This is a genomic window from Streptomyces cylindrosporus, assembly GCF_022698165.1.
Lineage (GTDB): Bacteria > Actinomycetota > Actinomycetes > Streptomycetales > Streptomycetaceae > Streptomyces > Streptomyces cylindrosporus.
In genome coordinates, this window is record NZ_JALDAY010000010.1 from 263204 (window position 1) to 285484 (window position 22281).

A 22281-nucleotide genomic window follows, 5' to 3' on the forward strand; every position below is an offset into this window, starting at 1 on the left:
GGTCACAGGCTCGCCCTGAGCCACTGCTCCACGCTCGCGATGTGCACCGTCGCCCACGACCGTGCCGCCTCCGCGTCGCGGTCCCGCAGGGCCCCGAGGATCGCGCGGTGTTCGCGCAGGGTGCGGCTGACCGCGTCCTCCTGGGTGAGGCCGCGCCAGATGCGGGCCCGCGTGGTGGGGCCTGACAGACCGTCAAGGAGGGAGCAGAGCACGGAGTTCCCGGAGCTCTGCACGATCCCCCGGTGGAAGTCGAGGTCGCAGGCGACCAGCTCCTCCACCGAGGGGGCGTCACCCAGCTTGTCCAACTGGGCCGACAGCGCGCCCAGTTGCTGCTCACTGATCCGCGAGGCCGCCATCGCCGTCGCGGCCGGCTCCAGGATCCGCCGCACGGCGAGGAACTCCAGCACCGTGTCGTCCCGGTGGAAGTCCACGACGAAGCTCAGCGCCTCCAGCAGGAGTTGCGGATCCAGGCTCGTCACATACGTGCCGTCGCCCTGCCGCACGTCCAGGATCCGGATCAGCGACAGGGCGCGCACCGCCTCCCGCAGGGAGTTGCGCGAGAGCCCGAGCTCGGAGGCGAGCTCGCTCTCCTTGGGCAGCCGGTCACCCGGCCGCAGCGCCCCGGAGACGATCATGCCCTTGATCTTCTCGATCGCCTCGTCGGTGACTGCCATGACCGGCCTCCCTGTCGTTCCGCACCGCTCCCGCGACACCGTTCCCGCACGTCAGGCGAGACATCCGATGTCTTACGCCATTATGGGGGTTCAACGGGGTGAACGGGACGGCAAACGCTCAGCTCAGACGCGGGGAGCGGTGCGGTACGACCGGTTACTTCTTGTCGAGCAGATCCTGCACCTTGCCCCGGACCTCGTCCGTGGCAAGCCCGCGAATCGTCAGAGTCGTCCGCCGCCGCAGCACGTCGTCCGGCGTCTCGGCCCACTCGTGGTCGCGCGCGTACACGACCTGCGCCCAGATCTCCGGCGCGTCCGGATGCACCCGCTCACCCAACTCCGGGTTCTCATTGGCCAGTCGAGCGATGTCGAAGGCCAACGACCCGTAATGCGTGGCAAGGTGCTTCGCCGTGTCCGCGGCCATCCGCGGCCCCGGCGCCGGGTTGTCCACCAGCAACCGGTGCGCGACCGCACGCGGGTTGGCGACACCGGGCAGCGGCAGCTTCTTCGGCAGCGACGAGATGGGCTCGAAGTCGTCGCCCAGCGGAGCGCCCGGCAGCGCCTCCAGCTTCTTCATGACCGTACGGCCGATGTGCCGGAAGGTCGTCCACTTGCCGCCCGCGACGGACAGCATCCCGCCACGGCCTTCCGTGACGACGGTCTCGCGCTTGGCCTTGGCCGTGTCACCGGGACCACCCGGCAGCACCCGCAGACCCGCGAAGGAGTACGTGATCAGATCCCGCGACAGCTGCTGGTCCCGGATCGAGAACGCGGCCTCGTCCAGGATCTGGGCTATGTCCTTCTCGTTGACCGCGACATCCGCCGGGTCGCCCTCGTACTGCTCGTCGGTCGTACCGAGCAGCAGCATGTCCTCCCAGGGCAGGGCGAAAGTGATCCGGTACTTGTCGATCGGCGTCGCCAGCGCGGCCTTCCACGGCGAGGTCCGCTTCAGGACCAGATGCGCGCCCTTCGAGAGGCGGATGGACGGCGCGGCGTTCGGGTCCTCCATACGGCGCAGGTGGTCGACCCACGGCCCGGTCGCGTTGAGCACCAGACGGGCGTTGACGCCGAACTCGTCGCCGGAGACGCGGTCGCGCAGGTCGGCGCCGGTGACCCGGCCCTGGGTGAACCGCAGCCCGGTCACCTCGGCGTGGTTCAGCACCACGGCGCCCGCCTCGACGGCCGCGCGGACCGTCATCAGCGCCATCCGCGCGTCGTTCATCTGGTCGTCGCCGTAGACGGCGACGGCCTTGAGGTTGTCGGTACGCAGCTCGGGCACGTCCTGCGCCGCCTTCGCGGGGGACAGGAGGTGACCGACGCCGTCACCGAAAGCGGAGAGCGCGGAGTAGGCGAAGACGCCCGCCCCGAGCTTCGCGGCGCCGTGCGGCCCGCCCTTGTAAACGGGGAGGTAGAACGTGAGCGGGTTCGCCAGGTGGGGAGCCACCTGACGGGAGACCGCACGGCGCTCGAAGTGGTTCTCCGCCACCAGCTTCACCGCGCCGGTCTGCAGATAGCGCAGACCGCCGTGGAGCAGCTTGGAGGAGGCGGAAGAGGTGGCGCCGGCGAAGTCGCCGGCGTCGACCAGAGCCACCCTCAGGCCGGACTGCGCGGCGTGCCAGGCGGTGGAGATGCCCAGGATGCCGCCGCCGATGACAAGAAGGTCGTACGACGCCTTGGCGAGCTGCTCCCGGGTCTCGGCGCGGCTCGGGCCTGCGCCGAAGGCCGGGCGCGTACCGAGGGCAGGCACGGACTGGAGGGTGGTCTGACTGGTCATTTCGGGTTCTTACTCCTCATCAGAGCGTTCGAGAGCCTCGACGAGGTCTCGTCAGCTCTCGTCCTCGATCCAGCCCATGGTCCGCTCGACGGCCTTGAGCCAGGTCTTGTACTCACGGTCGCGGGTCTCCGCGTCCATGCGGGGGGTCCACTCGGCGGCCCGGCGCCAGTTGGCGCGCAGGTCGTCGGTGCTGGTCCAGAAGCCGACGGCGAGACCGGCGGCGTAGGCGGCGCCGAGGCAGGTCGTCTCGGCGACCATCGGGCGCACCACCGGCGCGTCCAGGAAGTCCGAGAGGGTCTGCATCAGCAGGTTGTTGGAGGTCATGCCGCCGTCGACCTTGAGGGCCGTGAGCTCGACGCCCGAGTCCTTGGTCATGGCGTCGGTGATCTCACGGGTCTGCCAGGCGGTGGCCTCCAGGACGGCCCGCGCCAGGTGCGCCTTGGTGACGTACCGGGTGAGGCCGGCGATCACACCGCGGGCGTCGGAGCGCCAGTGCGGGGCGAACAGACCGGAGAAGGCCGGCACGAAGTAGGCGCCGCCGTTGTCCTCGACCGAGAGCGCGAGCGTCTCGATCTCGGCGGCGGTGGAGATCAGGCCCATCTGGTCGCGCATCCACTGCACCAGCGAACCGGTGACGGCGATGGAGCCCTCCAGCGCGTAGACCGGGGTCTCGTCGCCGATGCGGTAGCCGACGGTGGTGAGCAGTCCGGAGTACGAGTTGATGATCTTCTCACCGGTGTTCATCAGCATGAACGTGCCGGTGCCGTACGTCGACTTGGCCTCGCCCTCGGAGAAGCAGGTCTGGCCGAACAGGGCCGCCTGCTGGTCGCCGAGCGCGGAGGCGACCGGGATGCCGCCGAGCAGGTCGCCCAGCTTGCCGCCGGTGACCTCGCCGTAGACCTCGGCGGAGGAGCGGATCTCCGGGAGCATCGACAGCGGCACGCCGATGGACTCGGCGATCTTCTCGTCCCACTCCAGCGTGTGGAGGTTCATCAGCATGGTGCGGGAGGCGTTGGTGACGTCGGTGTAGTGCTTGCCGCCGTTGACACCACCGGTCAGGTTCCAGATGACCCAGGTGTCCATGGTGCCGAAGAGGATGTCCCCGGCCTCGGCGCGCTCGCGCAGGCCCTCGACGTTGTCGAGCAGCCAGCGGGCCTTCGGGCCGGCGAAGTACGAGGCCAGCGGCAGGCCGGTCTCGCGGCGGAAGCGGTCCTGGCCGACGTTGCGCCCGAGCTCCTTGCACAGGGCGTCGGTGCGGGTGTCCTGCCAGACGATGGCGTTGTGGACGGGCTCACCGGTGTTCTTGTCCCACAGCAGCGTGGTCTCGCGCTGGTTGGTGATGCCGATGGCCTTGATGTCGTCACGCGTGATGCCGGCCTTCTGGATGGCTCCGGCGACGACCTCCTGGACGTTGGTCCAGATCTCGTTGGCGTTGTGCTCGACCCAGCCCGGCTTCGGGAAGATCTGCTCGTGCTCCTTCTGGTCGACGGAGACGATACGGCCGTCCCGGTCGAAGACGATGCAGCGGCTGGAAGTCGTGCCCTGGTCGATGGCGGCGATGAAGGGGCCGGCGGTGTGCGCGTCGGTCACTGTCTGCTCCTGGGGTTCCGTGAGTTAGGGGGAAGGTCTACCGAGTTGCTTTAAGCAAAAGCGACGTTGTAGATGCCTGCAGCGATGGCGCCGCCGATCAGCGGACCGACCACCGGGATCCAGGCGTAGCTCCAGTCGGAACCGCCCTTGTTGGGCAGGGGGAGGAGCGCGTGCACGATGCGCGGGCCCAGGTCACGGGCCGGGTTGATCGCGTAGCCGGTCGGGCCGCCGAGGGACAGACCGATGGAGACGACGACCAGCGAGGTGATCAGGGCGCCCAGGACGCCCAGGCCCTTGCCGCTGTCGTTGAGGCCCTGCGTGAGGACGGCGAGCACCAGCACGACGGTGCCGATGACCTCCGTGGCGACGTTCTGCCAGGCGACCCGGACCTCGGGGCCGGTGGAGAAGATGCCCAGGACCGGGCCGGCGCCCTTCTCCTGCGCCTCGACGGCCTTGGCCGTGGTGGCCTGCGCACCCGGGCCGCCGACGATCTCCTTGTCGGTGAGGTGCGCGTGGAACTGGCCGTAGTAGGCGACCCAGACCAGGGCGGCACCGATCATGGCGCCGAGCAGCTGCCCGCCCCAGTAGACCGGAACGTCGCTCCAGGAGATGCCGTCGTCCTTGAGCGCGAGCGCGAGGGTCACGGCCGGGTTCAGGTGGGCGCCGGAGAGCGGCGCCGAGGTGTAGACCGCCGTGAGTACCGCGAAGCCCCACCCGAAGGTGATGGCGAGCCAGCCGGCGTTGCGGGCCTTGGAGGCCTTCAGCGTCACGGCGGCGCAGACGCCGCCGCCGAGCAGGATGAGTATGGCGGTACCGATGGTCTCGCCGATGAAGATGTCGGAGCTGGACACCCGCGACTCCTTTGTCCTTCGTCCAGGGGACCGAACCCCGGGTCCCTCCGGGAGTTCGAGCTGCCCTCGGGGTGAGAGCGTTGCCGGCCCTTGGCGTTGTCACACTCTAGCGCGTATTGCCGGTAGGTGTTCGACAATGCCGACCGATGGACGGGAGTCTTGCTCTGCGGTTACACGCGCGTCAAGAGTTCTGTTGTCGAAAACACGATCGTTATTGACAGCTGTGGGCCAACGATCTTGTTTCGGCGATTTGCGCCGTTGTGTCAGGTTACGACTGAGGGCCGGTACGTCGCCTGACGTACCGGCCCTCGGCTCGGTCCTCGGGACCGGTCCTCAGAACCGTCCCGCACCCAGGTCCCGGGAGACCGCACGGGCGCAGTCCCGCACCGCCGCGATCAGCTCGGGCCGCAGCTCGCCGTCCCGGCACAGCCGCTCCACCGCGCCGGTGATGCCGACCGCGCCGACGGGCATCCGCCGCCGGTCGTGGATGGGCGCGGCGACGGACGCGACGCCCTCCCAGGTCTCCTCGACGTCGGCCGCGTAGCCGCGCGCGCGTGACAGGTCGAGGATGTGCTCGAAGTCCTCCAGCTCGCACACCGTGCGCTCGGTGAAGGGCTTGCGGTCGGCCTCGATCGCCTCGCTGTGCGCCACCGGGTCGTACGCCGACAGCACCTTGCCCAGGGCCGTGGAGTGCAGCGGCTGCATGGCCCCGATCTCCAGCACCTGCCGGCTGTCGTCGGGCCGGAAGACGTGGTGCACGATCAGCACGCCCTGCTGGTGCAGGACGCCGAGGTACACGCTCTCGCCGCTGGACCTGGCCAGGTCGTCCGTCCACACCAGGGCGCGTGCGCGCAGTTCGTGGACGTCGAGGTAGGTGGTGCCCAGGCGCAGCAGCTCGGCGCCCAGCTGATAGCGCCCGGAGGCGTCGTCCTGCTCGACGAAGCCCTCCTGCTGGAGGGTGCGCAGAATGCCGTGGGCGGTGCCCTTGGCGAGGCCCAGCGACGAGGCGATGTCCGAGAGGCCGAGCCGCCGCTCGCCGCCCGCGAGCAGCCGCAGCATCGCGGCCGCCCGTTCGAGCGACTGGATGTTCCGTGCCATCGCCGTACTGCCTCCGTCCCCTTCGACCGTCGACGTAACATCGTCGATAACGTCGTTCGGCAATGTCGAACACTACCGGTCGATGCCGACCTCCCGCTAATGGTCGGTCGATATCCGTTGCGTCACTGGTATCCCGGGAGTGACCTGCCGGTCATCCCCGTCCGCCCCGTGGACGCCTATGACCATCCCCGGGGCGACCCGGTTACCCTGGCGAAGTGCGCCCACCGCGGAGAGTTCCACGGGCCGCGCAAAGCCGACAGCCGTCGCACCAAAGGGAGCCCCTTTCATGGCCTCGTCGCCACTGACCCCTTCCGCCGACAGCCGGACCCGTGTGTCCGCGCTCCGTGAGGCACTGGCCACCCGAGTGGTGGTCGCCGACGGAGCGATGGGAACCATGCTCCAGGCTCAGGAGCCGACCCTGGAGGACTTCGAGAACCTCGAGGGCTGCAACGAGATCCTCAACATCACCCGCCCGGACATCGTCCGCTCGGTCCACGAGGCGTACTTCGACGCGGGCGTGGACTGCGTGGAGACGAACACGTTCGGTGCGAACCACTCGGCCATGGCCGAGTACGACATCGCCGAGCGGGTGTACGAACTGTCCGAGGCCGGCGCCCGCATCGCCCGCGAGACCGCCGACGCGTACGGCGCCCGGGACGGGCGTCAGCGCTGGGTGCTGGGCTCGATCGGGCCGGGCACCAAGCTGCCGACGCTCGGCCACATCGGTTACGGCACGCTGCGCGACGGCTTCCAGGCCAACGCCGAGGGTCTGCTCGCGGGGGGCGCCGACGCGCTGATCGTGGAGACCACCCAGGACCTTCTGCAGACGAAGTCCTCGATCCTGGGCGCCAAGCGCGCCATGGAAGCCACCGGCACCGTGGTCCCGCTGCTGGTCTCCATGGCCTTCGAGACGACCGGCACCATGCTGCTGGGCTCGGAGATCGGTGCCGCGCTGACCGCGCTGGAGCCGCTGGGCATCGACATGATCGGCCTGAACTGCTCCACCGGCCCCGCCGAGATGAGCGAGCACCTGCGCTACCTCGCCCGGCACTCCCGCACCCCGCTGCTGTGCATGCCGAACGCCGGTCTGCCGATCCTCACCAAGGACGGCGCCCACTTCCCGCTCGACGCGAAGGGCCTGGCCGACGCCCAGGAGAACTTCGTACGCGACTACGGCCTCAACCTGATCGGCGGCTGCTGCGGCACGACCCCCGAGCACCTGCGGCAGCTCGTGGAGCGCCTGCGCGGGGCGGAGCCCGTCGAGCGTACCCCCCAGCCCGAACCCGGCGCCGCCTCGCTCTACCAGACCGTCCCCTTCCGCCAGGACACCTCGTACCTGGCGATCGGCGAGCGCACCAACGCCAACGGTTCCAAGAAGTTCCGCGAGGCGATGCTGGAGGCCCGCTGGGACGACTGTGTGGAGATGGCGCGCGAGCAGATCCGCGAGGGCGCCCACATGCTGGACCTCTGCGTGGACTACGTCGGCCGTGACGGCGTCGCCGACATGGAGGAGCTGGCCGGCCGCTTCGCCACCGCCTCCACCCTGCCGATCGTGCTGGACTCCACCGAGGTCGACGTGATCCGGGCCGGCCTGGAGAAGCTCGGTGGCCGCGCGGTCATCAACTCCGTCAACTACGAGGACGGCGACGGCCCGGAGTCCCGCTTCGCGAAGGTCACCAAGCTTGCCCAGGAGCACGGCGCCGCGCTGATCGCGCTGACCATCGACGAGGAGGGCCAGGCCCGTACCCCCGAGAAGAAGGTCGAGATCGCCGAACGGCTGATCGACGACCTCACCGGCAACTGGGGCATCAACGAGTCGGACATCCTCATCGACACCCTGACCTTCACCATCTGTACCGGTCAGGAGGAGTCCCGCAAGGACGGCATCGCGACGATCGAGGCGATCCGCGAGCTCAAGCGCCGCCACCCGGACGTGCAGACCACGCTGGGCCTGTCCAACATCTCCTTCGGCCTCAACCCGGCCGCCCGCATCCTGCTCAACTCCGTCTTCCTGGACGAGTGCGTGAAGGCGGGCCTGGACTCGGCGATCGTGCACGCGTCGAAGATCCTCCCGATCGCCCGGTTCAGCGAGGAGGAGGTGCAGACGGCCCTCGACCTGATCCACGACCGCCGCGCCGAGGGCTACGACCCCCTCCAGAAGCTCATGCAGCTCTTCGAGGGCGCCACCGCCAAGTCCCTGAAGGCCGGCAAGGCCGAGGAGCTGGCCGCCCTGCCGCTGGAGGAGCGCCTCAAGCGCCGCATCATCGACGGCGAGCGCAACGGCCTGGAGGCCGACCTCGACGAGGCCCTCCAGGAGCGCCCCGCCCTGGACATCGTCAACGAGACCCTGCTGGACGGCATGAAGGTGGTCGGCGAGCTGTTCGGCTCCGGCCAGATGCAGCTCCCGTTCGTGCTCCAGTCCGCCGAGGTCATGAAGGCCGCCGTCGCCTACCTCGAACCGCACATGGAGAAGACGGACGCCGACGGCAAGGGCACCATCGTGCTGGCCACCGTCCGCGGGGACGTGCACGACATCGGCAAGAACCTCGTCGACATCATCCTGTCCAACAACGGCTACAACGTCGTCAACCTGGGCATCAAGCAGCCCGTCTCCGCGATCCTGGACGCCGCCGAGGAGCACCGGGCCGACGTCATCGGCATGTCCGGCCTCCTGGTCAAGTCCACGGTGATCATGAAGGAGAACCTGGAGGAGCTCAACTCCCGCGGTCTGGCGGCCGACTACCCCGTCATCCTCGGCGGCGCGGCGCTGACCCGGGCCTATGTCGAGCAGGACCTGCACGAGCTGTACGAGGGCGAGGTCCGCTACGCCCGCGACGCGTTCGAGGGACTGCGCCTGATGGACGCGCTGATCGGCGTCAAGCGGGGCGTGCCCGGGGCGAAGCTGCCGGAGCTGAAGCAGCGCCGGGTGCGCGCAAGCGCCGTACAGGTGGAGGAGGAGCGGCCGGAGGAGGGGCACGTCCGGTCCGACGTCGCCACCGACAACCCGGTGCCCACGCCGCCGTTCTGGGACACCCGCGTCATCAAGGGCATCCAGCTCAAGGAGTACGCGTCCTGGCTGGACGAGGGCGCGCTGTTCAAGGGGCAGTGGGGTCTCAAGCAGGCCCGCACCGGCGAGGGGCCGACGTACGAGGAACTCGTCGAGACCGACGGCCGGCCGCGGCTGCGCGGGCTGCTGGACCAGCTGCAGACCGAGAACCTGCTCGAAGCGGCCGTGGTGTACGGCTACTTCCCGTGCGTGTCCAAGGACGACGACCTGATCATCCTGGACGAGCACGGCAACGAGCGCACCCGCTTCACCTTCCCGCGTCAGCGCCGTGGCCGCCGACTGTGTCTCGCGGACTTCTTCCGCCCGCAGGAGTCGGGGGAGACCGACGTGGTCGGCCTGCAGGTCGTCACCGTCGGCTCCCGCATCGGCGAGCGGACGGCGAAGCTCTTCGAGGCGAACGCCTACCGCGACTACCTCGAACTGCACGGCCTGTCCGTCCAGTTGGCCGAGGCCCTCGCCGAGTACTGGCACGCGCGCGTGCGTTCCGAGCTCGGCTTCGCCGGCGAGGACCCGAACGAGATCGAGGACATGTTCGCGCTGAAGTACCGCGGCGCCCGGTTCTCGCTCGGTTACGGAGCGTGCCCGAACCTGGAGGACCGTGCCAAGATCGCCGACCTGCTCCAGCCCGAGCGCATCGGCGTCCACCTGTCCGAGGAGTTCCAGCTGCACCCCGAGCAGTCCACGGACGCGATCGTGATCCACCACCCCGAGGCGAAGTACTTCAACGCCCGCTGAATAAGGCCGCCCGAGGGCACATCGGCGCACGTCAGGGCATCCCCCGGCGGTATACACGGTGTGCCCCGGACCACGCCGGATAAACGAGGCGCTTCGCCCGCGGGCGACGTACACTGGTCGGTCCACTGCAGGCCGGTTCCCCCAGCGGGAACCGGCCTGATCGTCCCTCAAGGAGGTGCGCCCGGATGACCAGTACGGTCCCCGCGCTCGGAACCCGTACGGCCGAAGGCTCAGCCCTGCAGGCCGTGCTCCTCGACATGGACGGCACCCTGGTGGACACCGAGGGCTTCTGGTGGGACGTGGAGGTCGAGATCTTCGCCCGCCTCGGCCACGTCCTCGACGAGTCCTGGCGGCATGTCGTGGTCGGCGGCCCCATGACCCGCAGCGCCGGGTTCCTCATCGAGGCCACCGGCGCCGACATCACCCTCGCCGAGCTGTCCGTCCTGCTCAACGACGGCTTCGAGGACCGCATCGGCCGCGCCCTGCCGCTGATGCCGGGCGCCGCGAGGCTGCTCGCCGAGCTCTCCGAGTACGAGATCCCCACCGCCCTGGTCTCCGCGTCCCACCGGCGCATCATCGACCGCGTGCTCGCCTCGCTGGGCCCGCAGCACTTCGCCCTGTCGGTGGCCGGGGACGAGGTGCCGCGCACCAAGCCGTACCCCGACCCGTATCTGGCCGCCGCCGCCGGACTCGGCGTGGATCCGGCCAGATGCGCGGTCGTCGAGGACACCGCGACCGGCGTCGCGGCGGCCGAGGCCGCGGGCTGTCATGTCGTGGCGGTGCCCTCGGTCGCCCCCATCACGGCCGCCGTCCGGCGGACCGTGGTGACCTCTCTGGAAGAGGTGGACCTGGCATTCCTGAGGCGATTGATCACTTTCTGAACAGGAATTCCCCGGGCGGACGTCCGAGGTAATTGCCTCCTAGTGCGGATGGCCGAATTCCGGTACCGAACCCGATGATTGGGAATGTGAGGTTCCCCACTTGCGGCAGGGTCGACAGTCCGGACCGCGTGTGCTGCGCACCCCCTTTCCGGGGCTTCTGGCGCGCCCTTGTGTCCCGATTGATGGAAAGCTGCACTAATCCTTCCGCTGTCGGGTTTTCGGTCTGTCCACACCCGGTTTCGCTGCGTGATGGGTGCTCAACTCCGGTGGCCGCGAACCTCCGTGCTGGTGCGGACTAATCTCGTCGCGAGAACATCGCCGCTACCCCCGTGATCCGCCGCGACACCCCTGCATGCCGGGTACACGGACCTGAACAGCTCTGGAGAAACACGAGCATGAACCGCAAGACTTTGGTGCTGCCGGCGGTGGTCGGCCTGCTCGCACCCGTGCTCGCCGCCTGCGGCGGCTCCGACAGCGGCAGCGGTGGCGGAAGTGCGATCGTCGTGGGTACGACGGACACGTTCGCCGCGACCAAGGACGCCCCGGCTCCGCTCGACCCCGCCTACGCCTACGACGTCGGCTCCTGGAACATCCTGCGCCAGACCGTGCAGACCCTGATGATCCAGCCCAAGGGCGAGGGCGACCCGGTGCCCGAGGCCGCCGAGAAGTGCGGCTTCACCGACAGCGGCAACGAGCGCTACGCCTGCACCCTGCGCGACGGCCTCGAGTTCTCCAACGGCGACAAGGTCACCGCGGCCGACGTGAAGTACTCCATCGACCGCGCGCGTGCCATCAACGCCGAGGGCGGTCCCGTCGGTCTGCTGTCGACGATCGACACCGTCGAGGTGAAGGGCGACCGCGACGTCATCTTCCACCTCAAGACCGCCGACGCCACCTTCCCGTACAAGCTGTCGACGCCGGTCGCCGGCATCGTCAACCCGGACGACTACGAGAAGAACAAGCTGCGCGACGGCTTCGACGTGGACGGCTCCGGCCCGTACACCATGTCGACCGAGGTCAAGGACGACGCGATCGTCAAGGCCACCTTCACCAAGAACCCCCACTACAAGGGGACGTTGAAGGTGAACAACTCCAAGGTCGAGATGGTGTCCTACAAGGACGCCGCGGCCATGGGCACCGCCCTGGACAAGGGTGACATCGACGTCATGACCCGCACCATGTCGCCCGAGCAGATCCAGAAGCTGTCGGACAGCCCCGGCGACAACGAGGACCTGGTCGAGATGTCCGGCCTGGAGATCCGCTACCTCGCCTTCAACACCGACGCCCCGACGGTCAAGAACAAGGCCGTCCGCCAGGCGATGGCCCAGCTCATCAACCGCGGCGAACTCGTCTCCAAGGTGTACGGCACCCAGGCCGAGCCCCTGTACTCGCTGGTCCCGGCGAGCATCACCGGCCACTCCAACTCGTTCTTCAACAAGTACGGCGACCCGAGCGTCGCGAAGGCCAAGGCATTGCTGACCAAGGCGAACATCACCACGCCGGTCAAGCTGACGCTGCACTACACGACCGACCACTACGGTTCGGCCACCGCGAAGGAATTCAAGATCCTTCAGCAGCAGCTCAACGACAGCGGCCTGTTCGACGTCAGCATCAAGGGCGCGCTCTGGAAGGACTTCGTGCCGGCCGAGCGCAAGGGCGAGTACGACGTCTGGGGCATGGGCTGGTTCCCCGACTTCCCGGACGCCGACAACTACCTCGCGCCCTTCCTCGACAAGGACAACTTCCTCAAGTCGCCGTACCGCAACAGCACGATCATCAACACCCTGATCCCGGAGTCGCGCCGTGAGGCGGACCGGATCGCGGCCTCGGGGAGCCTCACCTCGATCCAGGACATCGTCGCCGACGACGTCCCGCTGCTGCCGCTGTGGCAGGGCAAGCAGTACGTCGCGGCCCGCGACGACGTGACGGGGACGGCGTACGCGCTCAACTCCTCCTCGACCCTTCAGCTGTGGGAGCTCGGTCGTGGCGTGAGCAACTGACCTCCCTCATGCCCGGGGCCCCAGGGACGGCGGCCCCGGGGTTCCGACAACCGACGACAAGGCACATGCAGTGAACATGCGCAACCAGTGGCCGGTCCTGCCCATCGTGGCGGGGCTGGCCTCCGGCCTGTTGACCGGCTGCGGCTCGGAGAACGGCGATTCCGGGGGCACCGGGTCCTCCGTGGTCATGGGGATGTCCGACGACGTCCTGGCCACCGACCCCGCCTCCGGCTACGACCCCGGCTCCTGGCTGTTGTTCAACAACGTCTTCCAGTCGCTGCTCAGCTTCCCCAACGGGGGCACGGAACCGCAGCCGGAGGCCGCCGAGTCGTGCGCCTTCACCGACACCTCCACCAAGGTGTACAAGTGCACGCTGAAGGACGGCCTGAAGTTCAGCAACGGTGACAAGCTCACCTCCGAGGACGTCAAGTTCTCCTTCGACCGCATGCTGAAGATCAACGACGACGCCGGTCCGGCGATCATGTTCCCGATGCTCGACAAGGTCGAGACGCCGGACGAGAAGACCGTCGTCTTCCGCCTCAAGGTGCCCGACGCGACCTTCCCGAGCAAGATCGCCTCCGGCGCGGGCTCCATCGTCGACCACACGCAGTACGACGGGAACAAGCTGCGCAAGGACGGCAAGGCGGTCGGCTCCGGCCCGTACAAGCTGGACTCGTTCGGCGACGACAAGGCCGTCTTCTCGGTCAACGACAACTACAAGGGCACCGCCAAGGTGAAGAACTCGGGCGTGACCCTGAAGTTCTTCCACGGCGACCAGTCCGCGCTGAAGAAGGCGCTCCAGGACAACAAGATCGACATCGCCTACCGCGGCCTCAGTGCGAGCGACATCGCCGACATCCAGAACGCCGACAACAACTCGCAGACCGAGGTCGTCGAGGGCAGCAGCGCCGAGGTCCAGCACCTGGTCTTCAACATGGACGACCCGGTCACCGGAAAGCTCGGCGTGCGCAAGGCCATCGCCTACCTGATCGACCGGGACGCCCTCATCAAGGACGTCTACCAGGGCACGGCCACCCCGCTGTACTCGATCATCCCGGCGGGCATCGCGGGCCACAACACGGCCTTCTTCGACACCTACGGCGCCAGCCCCTCCCCGGCCAAGGCCGCCGCCGCCCTCAAGGACGAGGGCATCACCGGCAAGGTCAAGCTGACGCTCTGGTCCACCCCGTCGCGCTACGGCCCGGCCACCGACCAGGAGCTCAAGGCGATCGCCGGGCAGCTCAACGACAGCGGCCTGTTCGACGCCGACGTGAAGTCCGTCGCCTTCGACCAGTACGAGAAGGACATCGCCAAGGGCAAGTACGGCGTGTACGTGAAGGGCTGGGTGCCGGACTACCCGGACGCCGACAACTTCACGGCCCCCTTCTTCGGCAAGGGCAACGTGCTGAGCAACAACTACAGCAACAGCACCATCACGGGCACGCTCATCCCGCGCACCGCCGCCGAGAGCGACCGCGCCGCCACCGACAACGACTACGGCAGGCTCCAGGACATCGTCGCCGAGCAGCTGCCCGTCCTCCCGGTCTGGCAGGCCAAGCAGTACGCGGTCACCCGCGAGAACGTCTACGGCCTCGAGTACTGCCTCGACGCCTCGACCGTCTTCCGCTTCTGGGAACTCAGCAAGGGCTGACGGCTCGTACGGTACGACGACGGAGGGCGCCCCTCGCGAAAAGGGGCGCCCTCCGTCGTCGTAACCCCTACTGCGCGCCGGGGCGCACCAGCCCGCTCTCGTACGCGTACACCGCGGCCTGCACCCGGTCGCGCAGCCCCAGCTTGGTCAGCACATGCCCGACATGCGTCTTGACGGTGGTCTCGCTGACGAACAGGTCGGCCGCGATCTCGGCGTTGGACAGCCCGCGCGCCACCAGCTTCAGCACCTCCACCTCGCGCTCGGTCAGCGTGTGCAGGGTGTCGGGCACGGGCTCGTCGCCGGAGGGGAGATGCGTGGCGTACTTGTCCAGCAGCCGCCGGGTGATGCTCGGCGCGAGCATCGCCTCGCCGGCCGCGACCACCCGGATCGCCTGGACGAGCTCGTTGGCCGGCGCGTCCTTCAGCAGGAAGCCGCTCGCGCCCGCGCGCAGCGCCTCCACCACGTACTCGTCGAGGTCGAAGGTGGTCAGCACCAGCACCTTCGCCGGGCCGTCCCGCCCCGGGCCGGTGATCTGCCGGGTCGCCTCCACGCCGTCCATCCGGGGCATCCGGATGTCCATCAGGACCACGTCGGGCTGCAGCGCCCGCACCTGGTCCAGGGCCTGGAGGCCGTCTCCGGCCTCGCCGACGACCGCGATGTCCTGCTCGGCCTCCAGGATCATCCGGAAGCCGGTACGCAGCAGCGGCTGGTCGTCGACCAGTAGGACGCGGATGGCCACGTAAGTCTCCTTCGCTAGTCCGGCCCCATTCTGCCCTGAGTGAGGTCACCGGACCCGACCGCCCTCACCGGCAGCGGATACGGCGGGGGAGTGCCGCCGAACTCCGGGCAGTGCGCCTGGTGGTCGCACCAGCCGCACAGCTTGGTCGGGCGCGGCCGCCAGTCGCCCGTCTCCGTCGCCTGCCGGATCGCCTCCCACAGCGCGAGCAGCTTCCGCTCGACGCGCTCCAGGTCGGCGAGGACGGGGTCGTACGTCAGCACGTCGCCACTACCCAGGTACACGAGCTGGAGCCGGCGGGGGATCACGTTCTTCAGCCGCCACACCACCAGGGCGTAGAACTTCATCTGGAACAGGGCGCCTTCGGCGTACTCGGGCCGCGGTGCCTTGCCCGTCTTGTAGTCGACGATCCGCACCTCGCCCGTGGGCGCCACGTCGACCCGGTCGATGATCCCGCGCAGCGTCAGCCCGGACTCCAGCTCGGCCTCGACCCACAACTCCCGCTCGGCGGGCTCCAGCCGGGTCGGATCCTCCAGCGTGAACCACCGCTCCACGAGCTGCTCGGCCTCGCCCAGCCAGCGCGCGAGGCGCTCGCCCTCGGGATCGTCCTCGAACAGCTCCACGACCTCCGGCCGGTTCTCCCGCAGCCGGTCCCACTGCCCCGGGATCAGCGACTTGGCGCGGGGCGCGGTCCGCTCCGCGGCCGGGGCGTCGAAGAGCCGCTCCAGGACGGCGTGCACCAGGGTGCCTCGGGTCGCCGCCTCGCTCGGCTTCTCCGGCAGCCGGTCGATCACCCGGAACCGGTAGAGCAGCGGGCACTGCATGAAGTCACTGGCACGGGAGGGGGAGAGGCTCGCGGGCGCTATGGCGACGGGACGCGTCACGGGGACCGACTCCGCGGCCGCCACGGTCTCCTCGTCGGCCGTCACCGCCTCGGCACTCGCCGTCGCGACAGCAGCCGTCGCGACCGCGTCGGCGTCCACCGCCTCGGCTGCCGGCGAAGCCGTCGTCCCCGTCGTCACCACCACCGTCGGCTCCCCGGCGGCCACCGGCGAGTCCGCTCGCGCCCCACCGCTGCCCTGCGCCTCCGCCGCGCTCTCCGCGCTCGTCTCCATGCCCCAGACCTTACGACCCGCCACTGACAGTGACCCAGCCGCGGCCGTGACAGGTGCGACAGGTGGGGAAACACAGGGGGTGCCGGGGCGGAACGCGCCGCGACGGCCGCATACCATCGACCCGAGACCCTTCCGCCCGGCAGGCGCGGAGGACGCTTCGAACGAGGGGACACCGTGGACCAGAGCGGCGGGAGCGGGCAGCCGCGGCCCGGCACGGACGAACGGGCCGACCACCACACAGGGCCCGCGGACCCGGCCACCCCCTCACCCACCCCGGCCGACCACCACCCCACGGACCCGGACCGGTCCACCACGACGAGGGAAACCGCCGAGGGGGACCCCGAGATGGGCAACACGGGCAACATCACACAGGCCCCGGCCAACGGCCCGACCGAACCGAACCCGGCCCAGCACCACGAGCGGGACGAGAAGCCCACCGCCCCCGGCGACGGCGACACCCTCCGACAGGAGCCCGGGGCCACCGAAGCCCGGCAGACGGCCCGTCAGGACGGGAACACCCCGACGGACGACAGCGAGCCCGGACGGGACGAAGGCGCGCCCGGACCGGAGCACACCCCAGCGGCCCACCCCACCGGCGACCGTCCCCTCGGCGCCGACGGCGACCGCGCTGCCGACCGGCACCCCGAGCGCCCCCACGCCCACGCCGGTCCCAAGCAGCCCCCGCCGCAGCGCCCCGAATCCCCCCGCGGCGGCCTCCTCATGGGCCGCCCCTTCGGCGTTCCCGTGTACGTCGCGCCCAGCTGGTTCCTCGTCGCCGCACTGATCACCTGGGTGTTCGGCGGCCAGCTCGACCGCGTGCTGCCCGAGCTCGGCGCCGCCCGCTACCTCGTCTCCCTCTTCTTCGCGGTCGCCTTCTACGCCTCGGTCCTGGTCCACGAACTGGCCCACACGGTCGCCGCCCTCCGCTTCAAACTCCCGGTCCGCCGCATCCAGCTCCAGTTCTTCGGCGGCGTCTCCGAGATCGAGAAGGAGGCCGAGACCCCCGGCAGGGAGTTCGTGCTGGCCTTCGTCGGCCCGCTGCTCTCGCTCGTCCTCGCGGGCATCTTCTACGTCGCCCTGCTCCCCGTCGAGCCCGGCACGGTCCCCGGCGTCCTGCTCGCCGGACTGATGATCTCCAACCTCATCGTGGCCGCCTTCAACCTCCTCCCCGGCCTGCCCCTGGACGGCGGCCGGATGCTCCGCGCGGTCGTCTGGAAGATCACCGGCAGGCCCATGAGCGGCACCGTCGCCGCCGCCTGGGTCGGCCGCGCCCTGGCCGTCTCCGTCCTGATCGGCCTCCCGCTGCTCACCCAGTCCGGCGCGCTCGGCTCCACCGCCGAGGACAGCGTCGGCATGGACACCGTCACCGACGCCCTGCTCGCCGCGATCCTCGCCGCGATCATCTGGACCGGCGCCGGCAACAGCCTCCGCATGGCCCGGCTGCGCGAGCACCTGCCCGAGCTGCGCGCCCGCAACCTCACCCGCCGGGCGGTCCCGGTGGAGACGGACACGCCGCTCTCCGAGGCCCTGCGCCGCGCCAACGCCGCCGGTGCCCGCGCCCTGGTCGTCGTCGACGCCGACGGCAACCCGCTCTCCCTGGTCCGCGAGGCCGCGATCGTCGGCGTACCGGAACACCGCCGCCCCTGGGTCGCCGTCAGCGGCCTGGCCCAGGATCTGACGGACGGCATGCGCGTCTCCGTGGAGCTGGCGGGCGAGGACCTCCTCGACGTCCTGCGGGCCACCCCCGCCACCGAGTACCTGGTGGTCGAGGAGACCGGCGAGATCTACGGCGTACTGTCCGCGGCGGACGTCGAACGGGCCTTCGTGAAGGCCATGGCCAGGCCGTCCTAGTGGTCGGCGGCCCCCGTAAACCCCGGTAGTCTGTTCACATGTCCGAACCGACCGGTGCCGCCCGCAGGCGCGGGCCCTTCAAGGTCGGGGACCAGGTTCAGCTGACCGACCCCAAGGGCCGCCACTACACGTTCACGCTCGAAGAGGGAAAGAACTTCCACACCCACAAGGGTTCCTTCCCGCACGACGAGCTGATCGGCGCACCCGAGGGCAGCGTTGTCCGCACCACCGGTAACGTCGCCTATCTCGCGCTGCGCCCCCTGCTCCCCGACTACGTCCTGTCCATGCCCCGCGGGGCAGCCGTCGTCTACCCGAAGGACGCGGGGCAGATCCTCGCCTTCGCCGACATCTTTCCCGGCGCCCGCGTCGTGGAGGCCGGCGTCGGCTCCGGCTCGCTCAGCAGCTTCCTGCTGCGGGCCATCGGCGACCAGGGCATGCTGCACAGCTACGAGCGGCGCGAGGACTTCGCGGAGATCGCCCAGCAGAACGTGGAGCGCTACTTCGGCGGCCCGCACCCCGCCTGGCAGCTCACCGTCGGCGACCTCCAGGACAACCTGTCCGACACCGACGTCGACCGCGTCATCCTCGACATGCTCGCCCCCTGGGAGTGCCTGGAGGCCGTCTCCAAGGCGCTCGTCCCCGGCGGCATCCTCTGCTGCTACGTCGCGACCACCACCCAGCTCGCGAGGACCGTCGAGTCCATCCGCGAGATCGGCTCCTTCAACGAGCCGACCGCCTGGGAGACGATGATCCGCAACTGGCACATCGAGGGCCTGGCCGTCCGCCCCGACCACCGGATGATCGGCCACACCGGCTTCCTGCTCACCGCCCGCCGCCTCGCGGACGGCGTCGAGCCGCCCATGCGCCGCCGCCGCCCCGCCAAGGGCGCTTACGGCGAGGACTACGCCGGACCCAACGCGGACGGAGGCGGTCGCTGACGCGACCGCGTACCGCAGTCAACGCACGGGCGCTGCGGCCGAGTTCCCGGAACCCTCCGGAACTCGGCCGCAGCGCCCTTCTGTTGACAGCACGCCACAAACCGCACCATCCCGGCAGCCGGTGTCCGTAACCCCGGACCCCGCCGTTCCCCCGCACTGTGACGTGTGGCACGATGCGTGCCACCCCCACCGGCACAGCCCTCACAGGAGACACTCCTAGTGCAGCAATCCGCCGTTCCGGAACTGGCACACACGCACACCCGTCCGATCCACTGGGTCGCCACCGCCACGGCCGTCGCCGGGGTGATGGCCTTCTCCTCGCTCCTGCAGCCCAACTCCGCGACGGCGGCCCAGGCGGCCCCCGCCCGGCCGAAGCAGGCCCACGCGGCCGCCGCCCCCGGCACCGCCGGCGTCGACTTCCCGATCACCTGCGGTCCGGTCAAGGCCGTCGTGCAGAAGAAGGCCACCGGGGACCTCGACGGGGACGGCAATCCGGAGACGGTCGCCGTGGTGCACTGCGACGCCCCCATGGGCACCCCGCCCGACGGCGTCTACGTCCTCACGCGCGCGTCGGACGGCAAGGCCCGCGTGGTGGCCACCCTCGTCGACCCGAAGAAGGGCGACACGGTGAGTGACTTCGCGGTGCGTGACGGCGCCGTCGTCGCGAAGCTCCTCGGCTACTCCTCGGACGACGTACCGCGTTGTTGCCCGGACGTGACCGACAGCGCGAAGTGGCAGTGGAAGAACGGCGCGTTCGTGCGCTCGACACCCGCCGGTTCGCACAGCGTCTGAACCGCGCAACCGACGCCTGTGAGAAATCAGACAGTCGTAACAGCCTGTGCTGAAACGATCACTCGGCGTCCGGTCCGTAGACCTCGACCCTGTCCGAAACTCGCCGTACATGAATGCAGTCGCCCGGGCACTCCTTCGCCGAGTCGACGACATCCGTGAGAAGCGGCAGTGGTACGGGCGTTGTGGCGCCCCTGGCCTGCAACAGCTCGTTCTCCGAGCTCTTCACATAGGCCAGGCCGTCGATGTCCAGCTCGAACACCTCGGGGGCGTACTGGGCGCAGATGCCGTCGCCGGTACAGAGGTCCTGATCGATCCAGACCTCCAGCTCCGCGCCCTCGGTCACGGCCTCCTGCTGCACGCTCATGTCTCCTGCCGTTCCGGTTCGAGCGGACGGGAATCCGGCCAGCTCTGGCGGGTGTTGAACACTTCGACCCTACCTCCGGCGGCTTTCCAATCATGTTCGGTGGGTATTCCCCTGGCGTGAGGGAGAGCGCAAGGGTGAAGATCGGACACACCTCGACCGTCTTTGTGATCTAGGGGTTTCAATCGACACCCACCCAGGTAGGGTCTGGAAGCGTCCAGCTCCCCTTGGAGGAGGTGAGGACCGTGGCAGCCCACGACGACGACATGAACCGCGGCATCCGCCCGGGACGAGGGTCCGACGACCCTGCCGGGCAGATTGCCTACCTTGAGCAGGAGATCGCCGTCCTGCGACGCAAGCTCGCCGACTCTCCGCGACACACGAGGATTCTCGAAGAGCGGATCGTCGAGCTGCAGACCAACCTGGCCGGCGTGTCCGCCCAGAACGAGCGACTCGCCAACACGCTCCGTGAGGCCCGCGACCAGATCGTGGCCCTCAAGGAGGAGGTCGACCGGCTCGCACAGCCGCCGGCCGGCTTCGGCGTCTTCCTGACGGCGAACGAGGACGGCACCGCCGACATCTTCACCGGGGGCCGCAAGCTCCGGGTGAACGTCAGCCCCAGCGTCGACCTCGAAGAGCTCAGGCGCGGCCAGGAAGTGATGCTCAACGAAGCGCTGAACGTGGTCGAGGCCATGGAGTTCGAGCGCGTCGGGGACATCGTCACCCTCAAGGAGATCCTCGAGGACGGCGAGCGCGCCCTGGTGCTCGGGCACACCGATGAGGAGCGGGTGGTACGGCTCGCCGAGCCACTGCTGGACGTGAACATCCGCCCCGGTGACGCCCTGCTGCTCGAACCCCGTTCCGGCTATGTCTACGAGATCGTTCCCAAGAGCGAGGTCGAGGAACTCGTCCTCGAAGAGGTACCCGACATCGGGTACGAGCAGATCGGCGGACTGGGTGGCCAGATCGAGGCCATCCGCGACGCCGTCGAGCTGCCGTACCTCTACCCGGACCTGTTCAAGGAGCACGAACTGCGGCCGCCCAAGGGCGTGCTGCTGTACGGGCCGCCCGGATGCGGCAAGACGCTCATCGCCAAGGCCGTCGCCAACTCGCTGGCCAAGAAGGTCGCCGAGGTCACCGGCCAGGCCGCCGGCAAGAGCTTCTTCCTCAACATCAAGGGCCCCGAGCTCCTGAACAAGTACGTCGGCGAGACCGAGCGGCAGATCCGCCTCGTCTTCCAGCGTGCGAGGGAGAAGGCCAGCGAGGGCACGCCCGTCATCGTCTTCTTCGACGAGATGGAGTCGCTCTTCCGCACCCGCGGGTCCGGTGTCAGCTCGGACGTGGAGAACACCATCGTCCCCCAGCTGCTCGCCGAGATCGACGGTGTCGAGGGCCTGCAGAACGTGGTGGTGATCGGCGCCTCCAACCGCGAGGACATGATCGACCCCGCCATCCTGCGCCCCGGCCGCCTGGACGTGAAGATCAAGATCGAGCGTCCGGACGCCGAAGCCGCCAAGGACATCTTCGCCAAGTACCTGACCGAGCGCCTCCCGCTGCACGCCGACGACCTCGGCGAGCACGGCGGCAGCAAGACGACCACCGTCGAGAGCATGATCCAGACGGCCGTCGAGCACATGTACGCGGAATCCGAGGAGAACCGCTTCCTGGAGGTCACCTACGCCAACGGTGACAAGGAAGTCCTCTACTTCAAGGACTTCAACTCCGGCGCCATGATCGAGAACATCGTCGGCCGCGCCAAGAAGATGGCGATCAAGGACTTCCTCGACCACAACTCGAAGGGTCTCCGCGTCTCCCACCTCCTCCAGGCGTGCGTGGACGAGTTCAAGGAGAACGAGGACCTGCCCAACACCACCAACCCGGACGACTGGGCCCGGATCTCCGGAAAGAAGGGCGAACGGATCGTCTACATCCGTACCCTCATCACCGGAAAGCAGGGCGCGGACACCGGACGCTCCATCGACACGGTGGCGAACACCGGTCAGTACCTGTAACGAACAGGGCGGCTGCGGGTGCCCTCACCGGGGTACCCGCAGCCGACTGTTTTGCGGGCAACTAACCGGAACAAAGGCGAGCAAGGCAATGACGCAAATGATCTCCCCACCAGCGCAAAGCCGTTCTAGGCTCTTCGGTACCGCCGAGTCGCGCAGTG

The 22281-nt window shown here is 69.1% G+C and carries 16 protein-coding genes; 8 read left to right on the forward strand and 8 right to left on the reverse strand.

Annotation, left to right across the window (positions count from 1 at the left end; all coding sequences use genetic code 11):
• Positions 1-2: 2 nt before the first annotated feature.
• The 5 genes from MQP27_RS32035 to MQP27_RS32055 form a co-directional block, all read right to left on the reverse strand.
• Positions 3-674, reverse strand: coding sequence for a FadR/GntR family transcriptional regulator (locus tag MQP27_RS32035; RefSeq protein WP_242770582.1), 672 nt, complete (start codon positions 672-674; stop codon positions 3-5).
• Positions 675-828: 154 nt separating this feature from the next.
• Positions 829-2445 carry a glycerol-3-phosphate dehydrogenase/oxidase gene (locus MQP27_RS32040; protein ID WP_242770584.1) on the reverse strand — a complete coding sequence of 539 codons (1617 nt, stop codon included), beginning with the start codon at positions 2443-2445 and terminating at the stop codon, positions 829-831.
• A gap of 51 nt (positions 2446-2496) precedes the next feature.
• On the reverse strand, positions 2497-4035 hold the full coding sequence (gene glpK / locus MQP27_RS32045; RefSeq protein ID WP_242770593.1) for a glycerol kinase GlpK: 1539 nt from the start codon (positions 4033-4035) through the stop codon (positions 2497-2499).
• Positions 4036-4085: 50 nt separating this feature from the next.
• Positions 4086-4886, reverse strand: a complete 801-nt coding sequence (locus tag MQP27_RS32050) for an MIP/aquaporin family protein (RefSeq protein ID WP_242770595.1) — start codon at positions 4884-4886, stop codon at positions 4086-4088.
• A 333-nt stretch (positions 4887-5219) separates the two neighbouring features.
• Positions 5220-5984 carry an IclR family transcriptional regulator gene (locus tag MQP27_RS32055; RefSeq protein ID WP_242770597.1) on the reverse strand — a complete coding sequence of 255 codons (765 nt, stop codon included), beginning with the start codon at positions 5982-5984 and terminating at the stop codon, positions 5220-5222.
• Positions 5985-6270: 286 nt separating this feature from the next.
• On the opposite strand from MQP27_RS32055, the gene metH reads away from it, so the two are divergent.
• From metH to MQP27_RS32075, 4 genes are all read left to right on the forward strand, one after another.
• Positions 6271-9786 carry a methionine synthase gene (gene metH / locus MQP27_RS32060; protein ID WP_242770599.1) on the forward strand — a complete coding sequence of 1172 codons (3516 nt, stop codon included), beginning with the start codon at positions 6271-6273 and terminating at the stop codon, positions 9784-9786.
• A gap of 185 nt (positions 9787-9971) precedes the next feature.
• Entirely contained in the window at positions 9972-10667 is a 696-nt protein-coding gene (locus tag MQP27_RS32065; RefSeq protein ID WP_242770601.1) for an HAD family hydrolase, read from the forward strand.
• Positions 10668-11062: 395 nt separating this feature from the next.
• Positions 11063-12667 carry an ABC transporter substrate-binding protein gene (locus MQP27_RS32070; RefSeq protein ID WP_242770603.1) on the forward strand — a complete coding sequence of 535 codons (1605 nt, stop codon included), beginning with the start codon at positions 11063-11065 and terminating at the stop codon, positions 12665-12667.
• A gap of 70 nt (positions 12668-12737) precedes the next feature.
• Complete coding sequence (locus MQP27_RS32075) at positions 12738-14318, forward strand: ABC transporter substrate-binding protein (RefSeq protein WP_242770605.1); 1581 nt, start codon at positions 12738-12740, stop codon at positions 14316-14318.
• Positions 14319-14385: 67 nt separating this feature from the next.
• Here the strand turns inward: MQP27_RS32075 and MQP27_RS32080 are convergent, their stop codons facing one another.
• Together MQP27_RS32080 and MQP27_RS32085 are read right to left on the reverse strand one after the other, a co-directional pair.
• Positions 14386-15057 (reverse strand): response regulator, encoded by a 672-nt coding sequence (locus MQP27_RS32080; protein ID WP_030179609.1) that lies wholly within the window; start codon positions 15055-15057, stop codon positions 14386-14388.
• A 14-nt stretch (positions 15058-15071) separates the two neighbouring features.
• Entirely contained in the window at positions 15072-16169 is a 1098-nt protein-coding gene (locus tag MQP27_RS32085; RefSeq protein WP_242770607.1) for a RecB family exonuclease, read from the reverse strand.
• Between the two features lie 174 nt (positions 16170-16343).
• Here MQP27_RS32085 and MQP27_RS32090 point away from each other — a divergent pair, with 174 nt between their 5' ends.
• From MQP27_RS32090 to MQP27_RS32100, 3 genes are all read left to right on the forward strand, one after another.
• Positions 16344-18020, forward strand: coding sequence for a site-2 protease family protein (locus MQP27_RS32090; RefSeq protein ID WP_242770609.1), 1677 nt, complete (start codon positions 16344-16346; stop codon positions 18018-18020).
• Positions 18021-18058: 38 nt separating this feature from the next.
• Positions 18059-18958 carry a tRNA (adenine-N1)-methyltransferase gene (locus MQP27_RS32095; RefSeq protein WP_242770611.1) on the forward strand — a complete coding sequence of 300 codons (900 nt, stop codon included), beginning with the start codon at positions 18059-18061 and terminating at the stop codon, positions 18956-18958.
• A 219-nt stretch (positions 18959-19177) separates the two neighbouring features.
• On the forward strand, positions 19178-19750 hold the full coding sequence (locus tag MQP27_RS32100) for a hypothetical protein (protein WP_242770613.1): 573 nt from the start codon (positions 19178-19180) through the stop codon (positions 19748-19750).
• A gap of 58 nt (positions 19751-19808) precedes the next feature.
• Here the strand turns inward: MQP27_RS32100 and MQP27_RS32105 are convergent, their stop codons facing one another.
• Positions 19809-20114 carry a ferredoxin gene (locus tag MQP27_RS32105; protein ID WP_242770614.1) on the reverse strand — a complete coding sequence of 102 codons (306 nt, stop codon included), beginning with the start codon at positions 20112-20114 and terminating at the stop codon, positions 19809-19811.
• Between the two features lie 242 nt (positions 20115-20356).
• Between MQP27_RS32105 and arc the strand changes: the two genes are divergently transcribed.
• Entirely contained in the window at positions 20357-22123 is a 1767-nt protein-coding gene (gene arc, locus MQP27_RS32110) for a proteasome ATPase (RefSeq protein ID WP_242770616.1), read from the forward strand.
• The last annotated feature ends 158 nt before the right edge of the window (positions 22124-22281 follow it).

Excerpts from the sequence above, each read along its gene's own strand:
- metH (WP_242770599.1), top strand. The coding sequence starts at position 6,271 with ATGGCCTCGTCGCCACTGACCCCTTCCGCCGACAGCCGGACCCGTGTG.
- MQP27_RS32085 (WP_242770607.1), bottom strand. The coding sequence starts at position 16,169 with ATGGAGACGAGCGCGGAGAGCGCGGCGGAGGCGCAGGGCAGCGGTGGG.
- MQP27_RS32070 (WP_242770603.1), top strand. The coding sequence starts at position 11,063 with ATGAACCGCAAGACTTTGGTGCTGCCGGCGGTGGTCGGCCTGCTCGCA.
- MQP27_RS32035 (WP_242770582.1), bottom strand. The coding sequence starts at position 674 with ATGGCAGTCACCGACGAGGCGATCGAGAAGATCAAGGGCATGATCGTC.
- MQP27_RS32055 (WP_242770597.1), bottom strand. The coding sequence starts at position 5,984 with ATGGCACGGAACATCCAGTCGCTCGAACGGGCGGCCGCGATGCTGCGG.
- MQP27_RS32065 (WP_242770601.1), top strand. The coding sequence starts at position 9,972 with ATGACCAGTACGGTCCCCGCGCTCGGAACCCGTACGGCCGAAGGCTCA.
- MQP27_RS32095 (WP_242770611.1), top strand. The coding sequence starts at position 18,059 with ATGTCCGAACCGACCGGTGCCGCCCGCAGGCGCGGGCCCTTCAAGGTC.
- MQP27_RS32105 (WP_242770614.1), bottom strand. The coding sequence starts at position 20,114 with ATGAGCGTGCAGCAGGAGGCCGTGACCGAGGGCGCGGAGCTGGAGGTC.
- MQP27_RS32040 (WP_242770584.1), bottom strand. The coding sequence starts at position 2,445 with ATGACCAGTCAGACCACCCTCCAGTCCGTGCCTGCCCTCGGTACGCGC.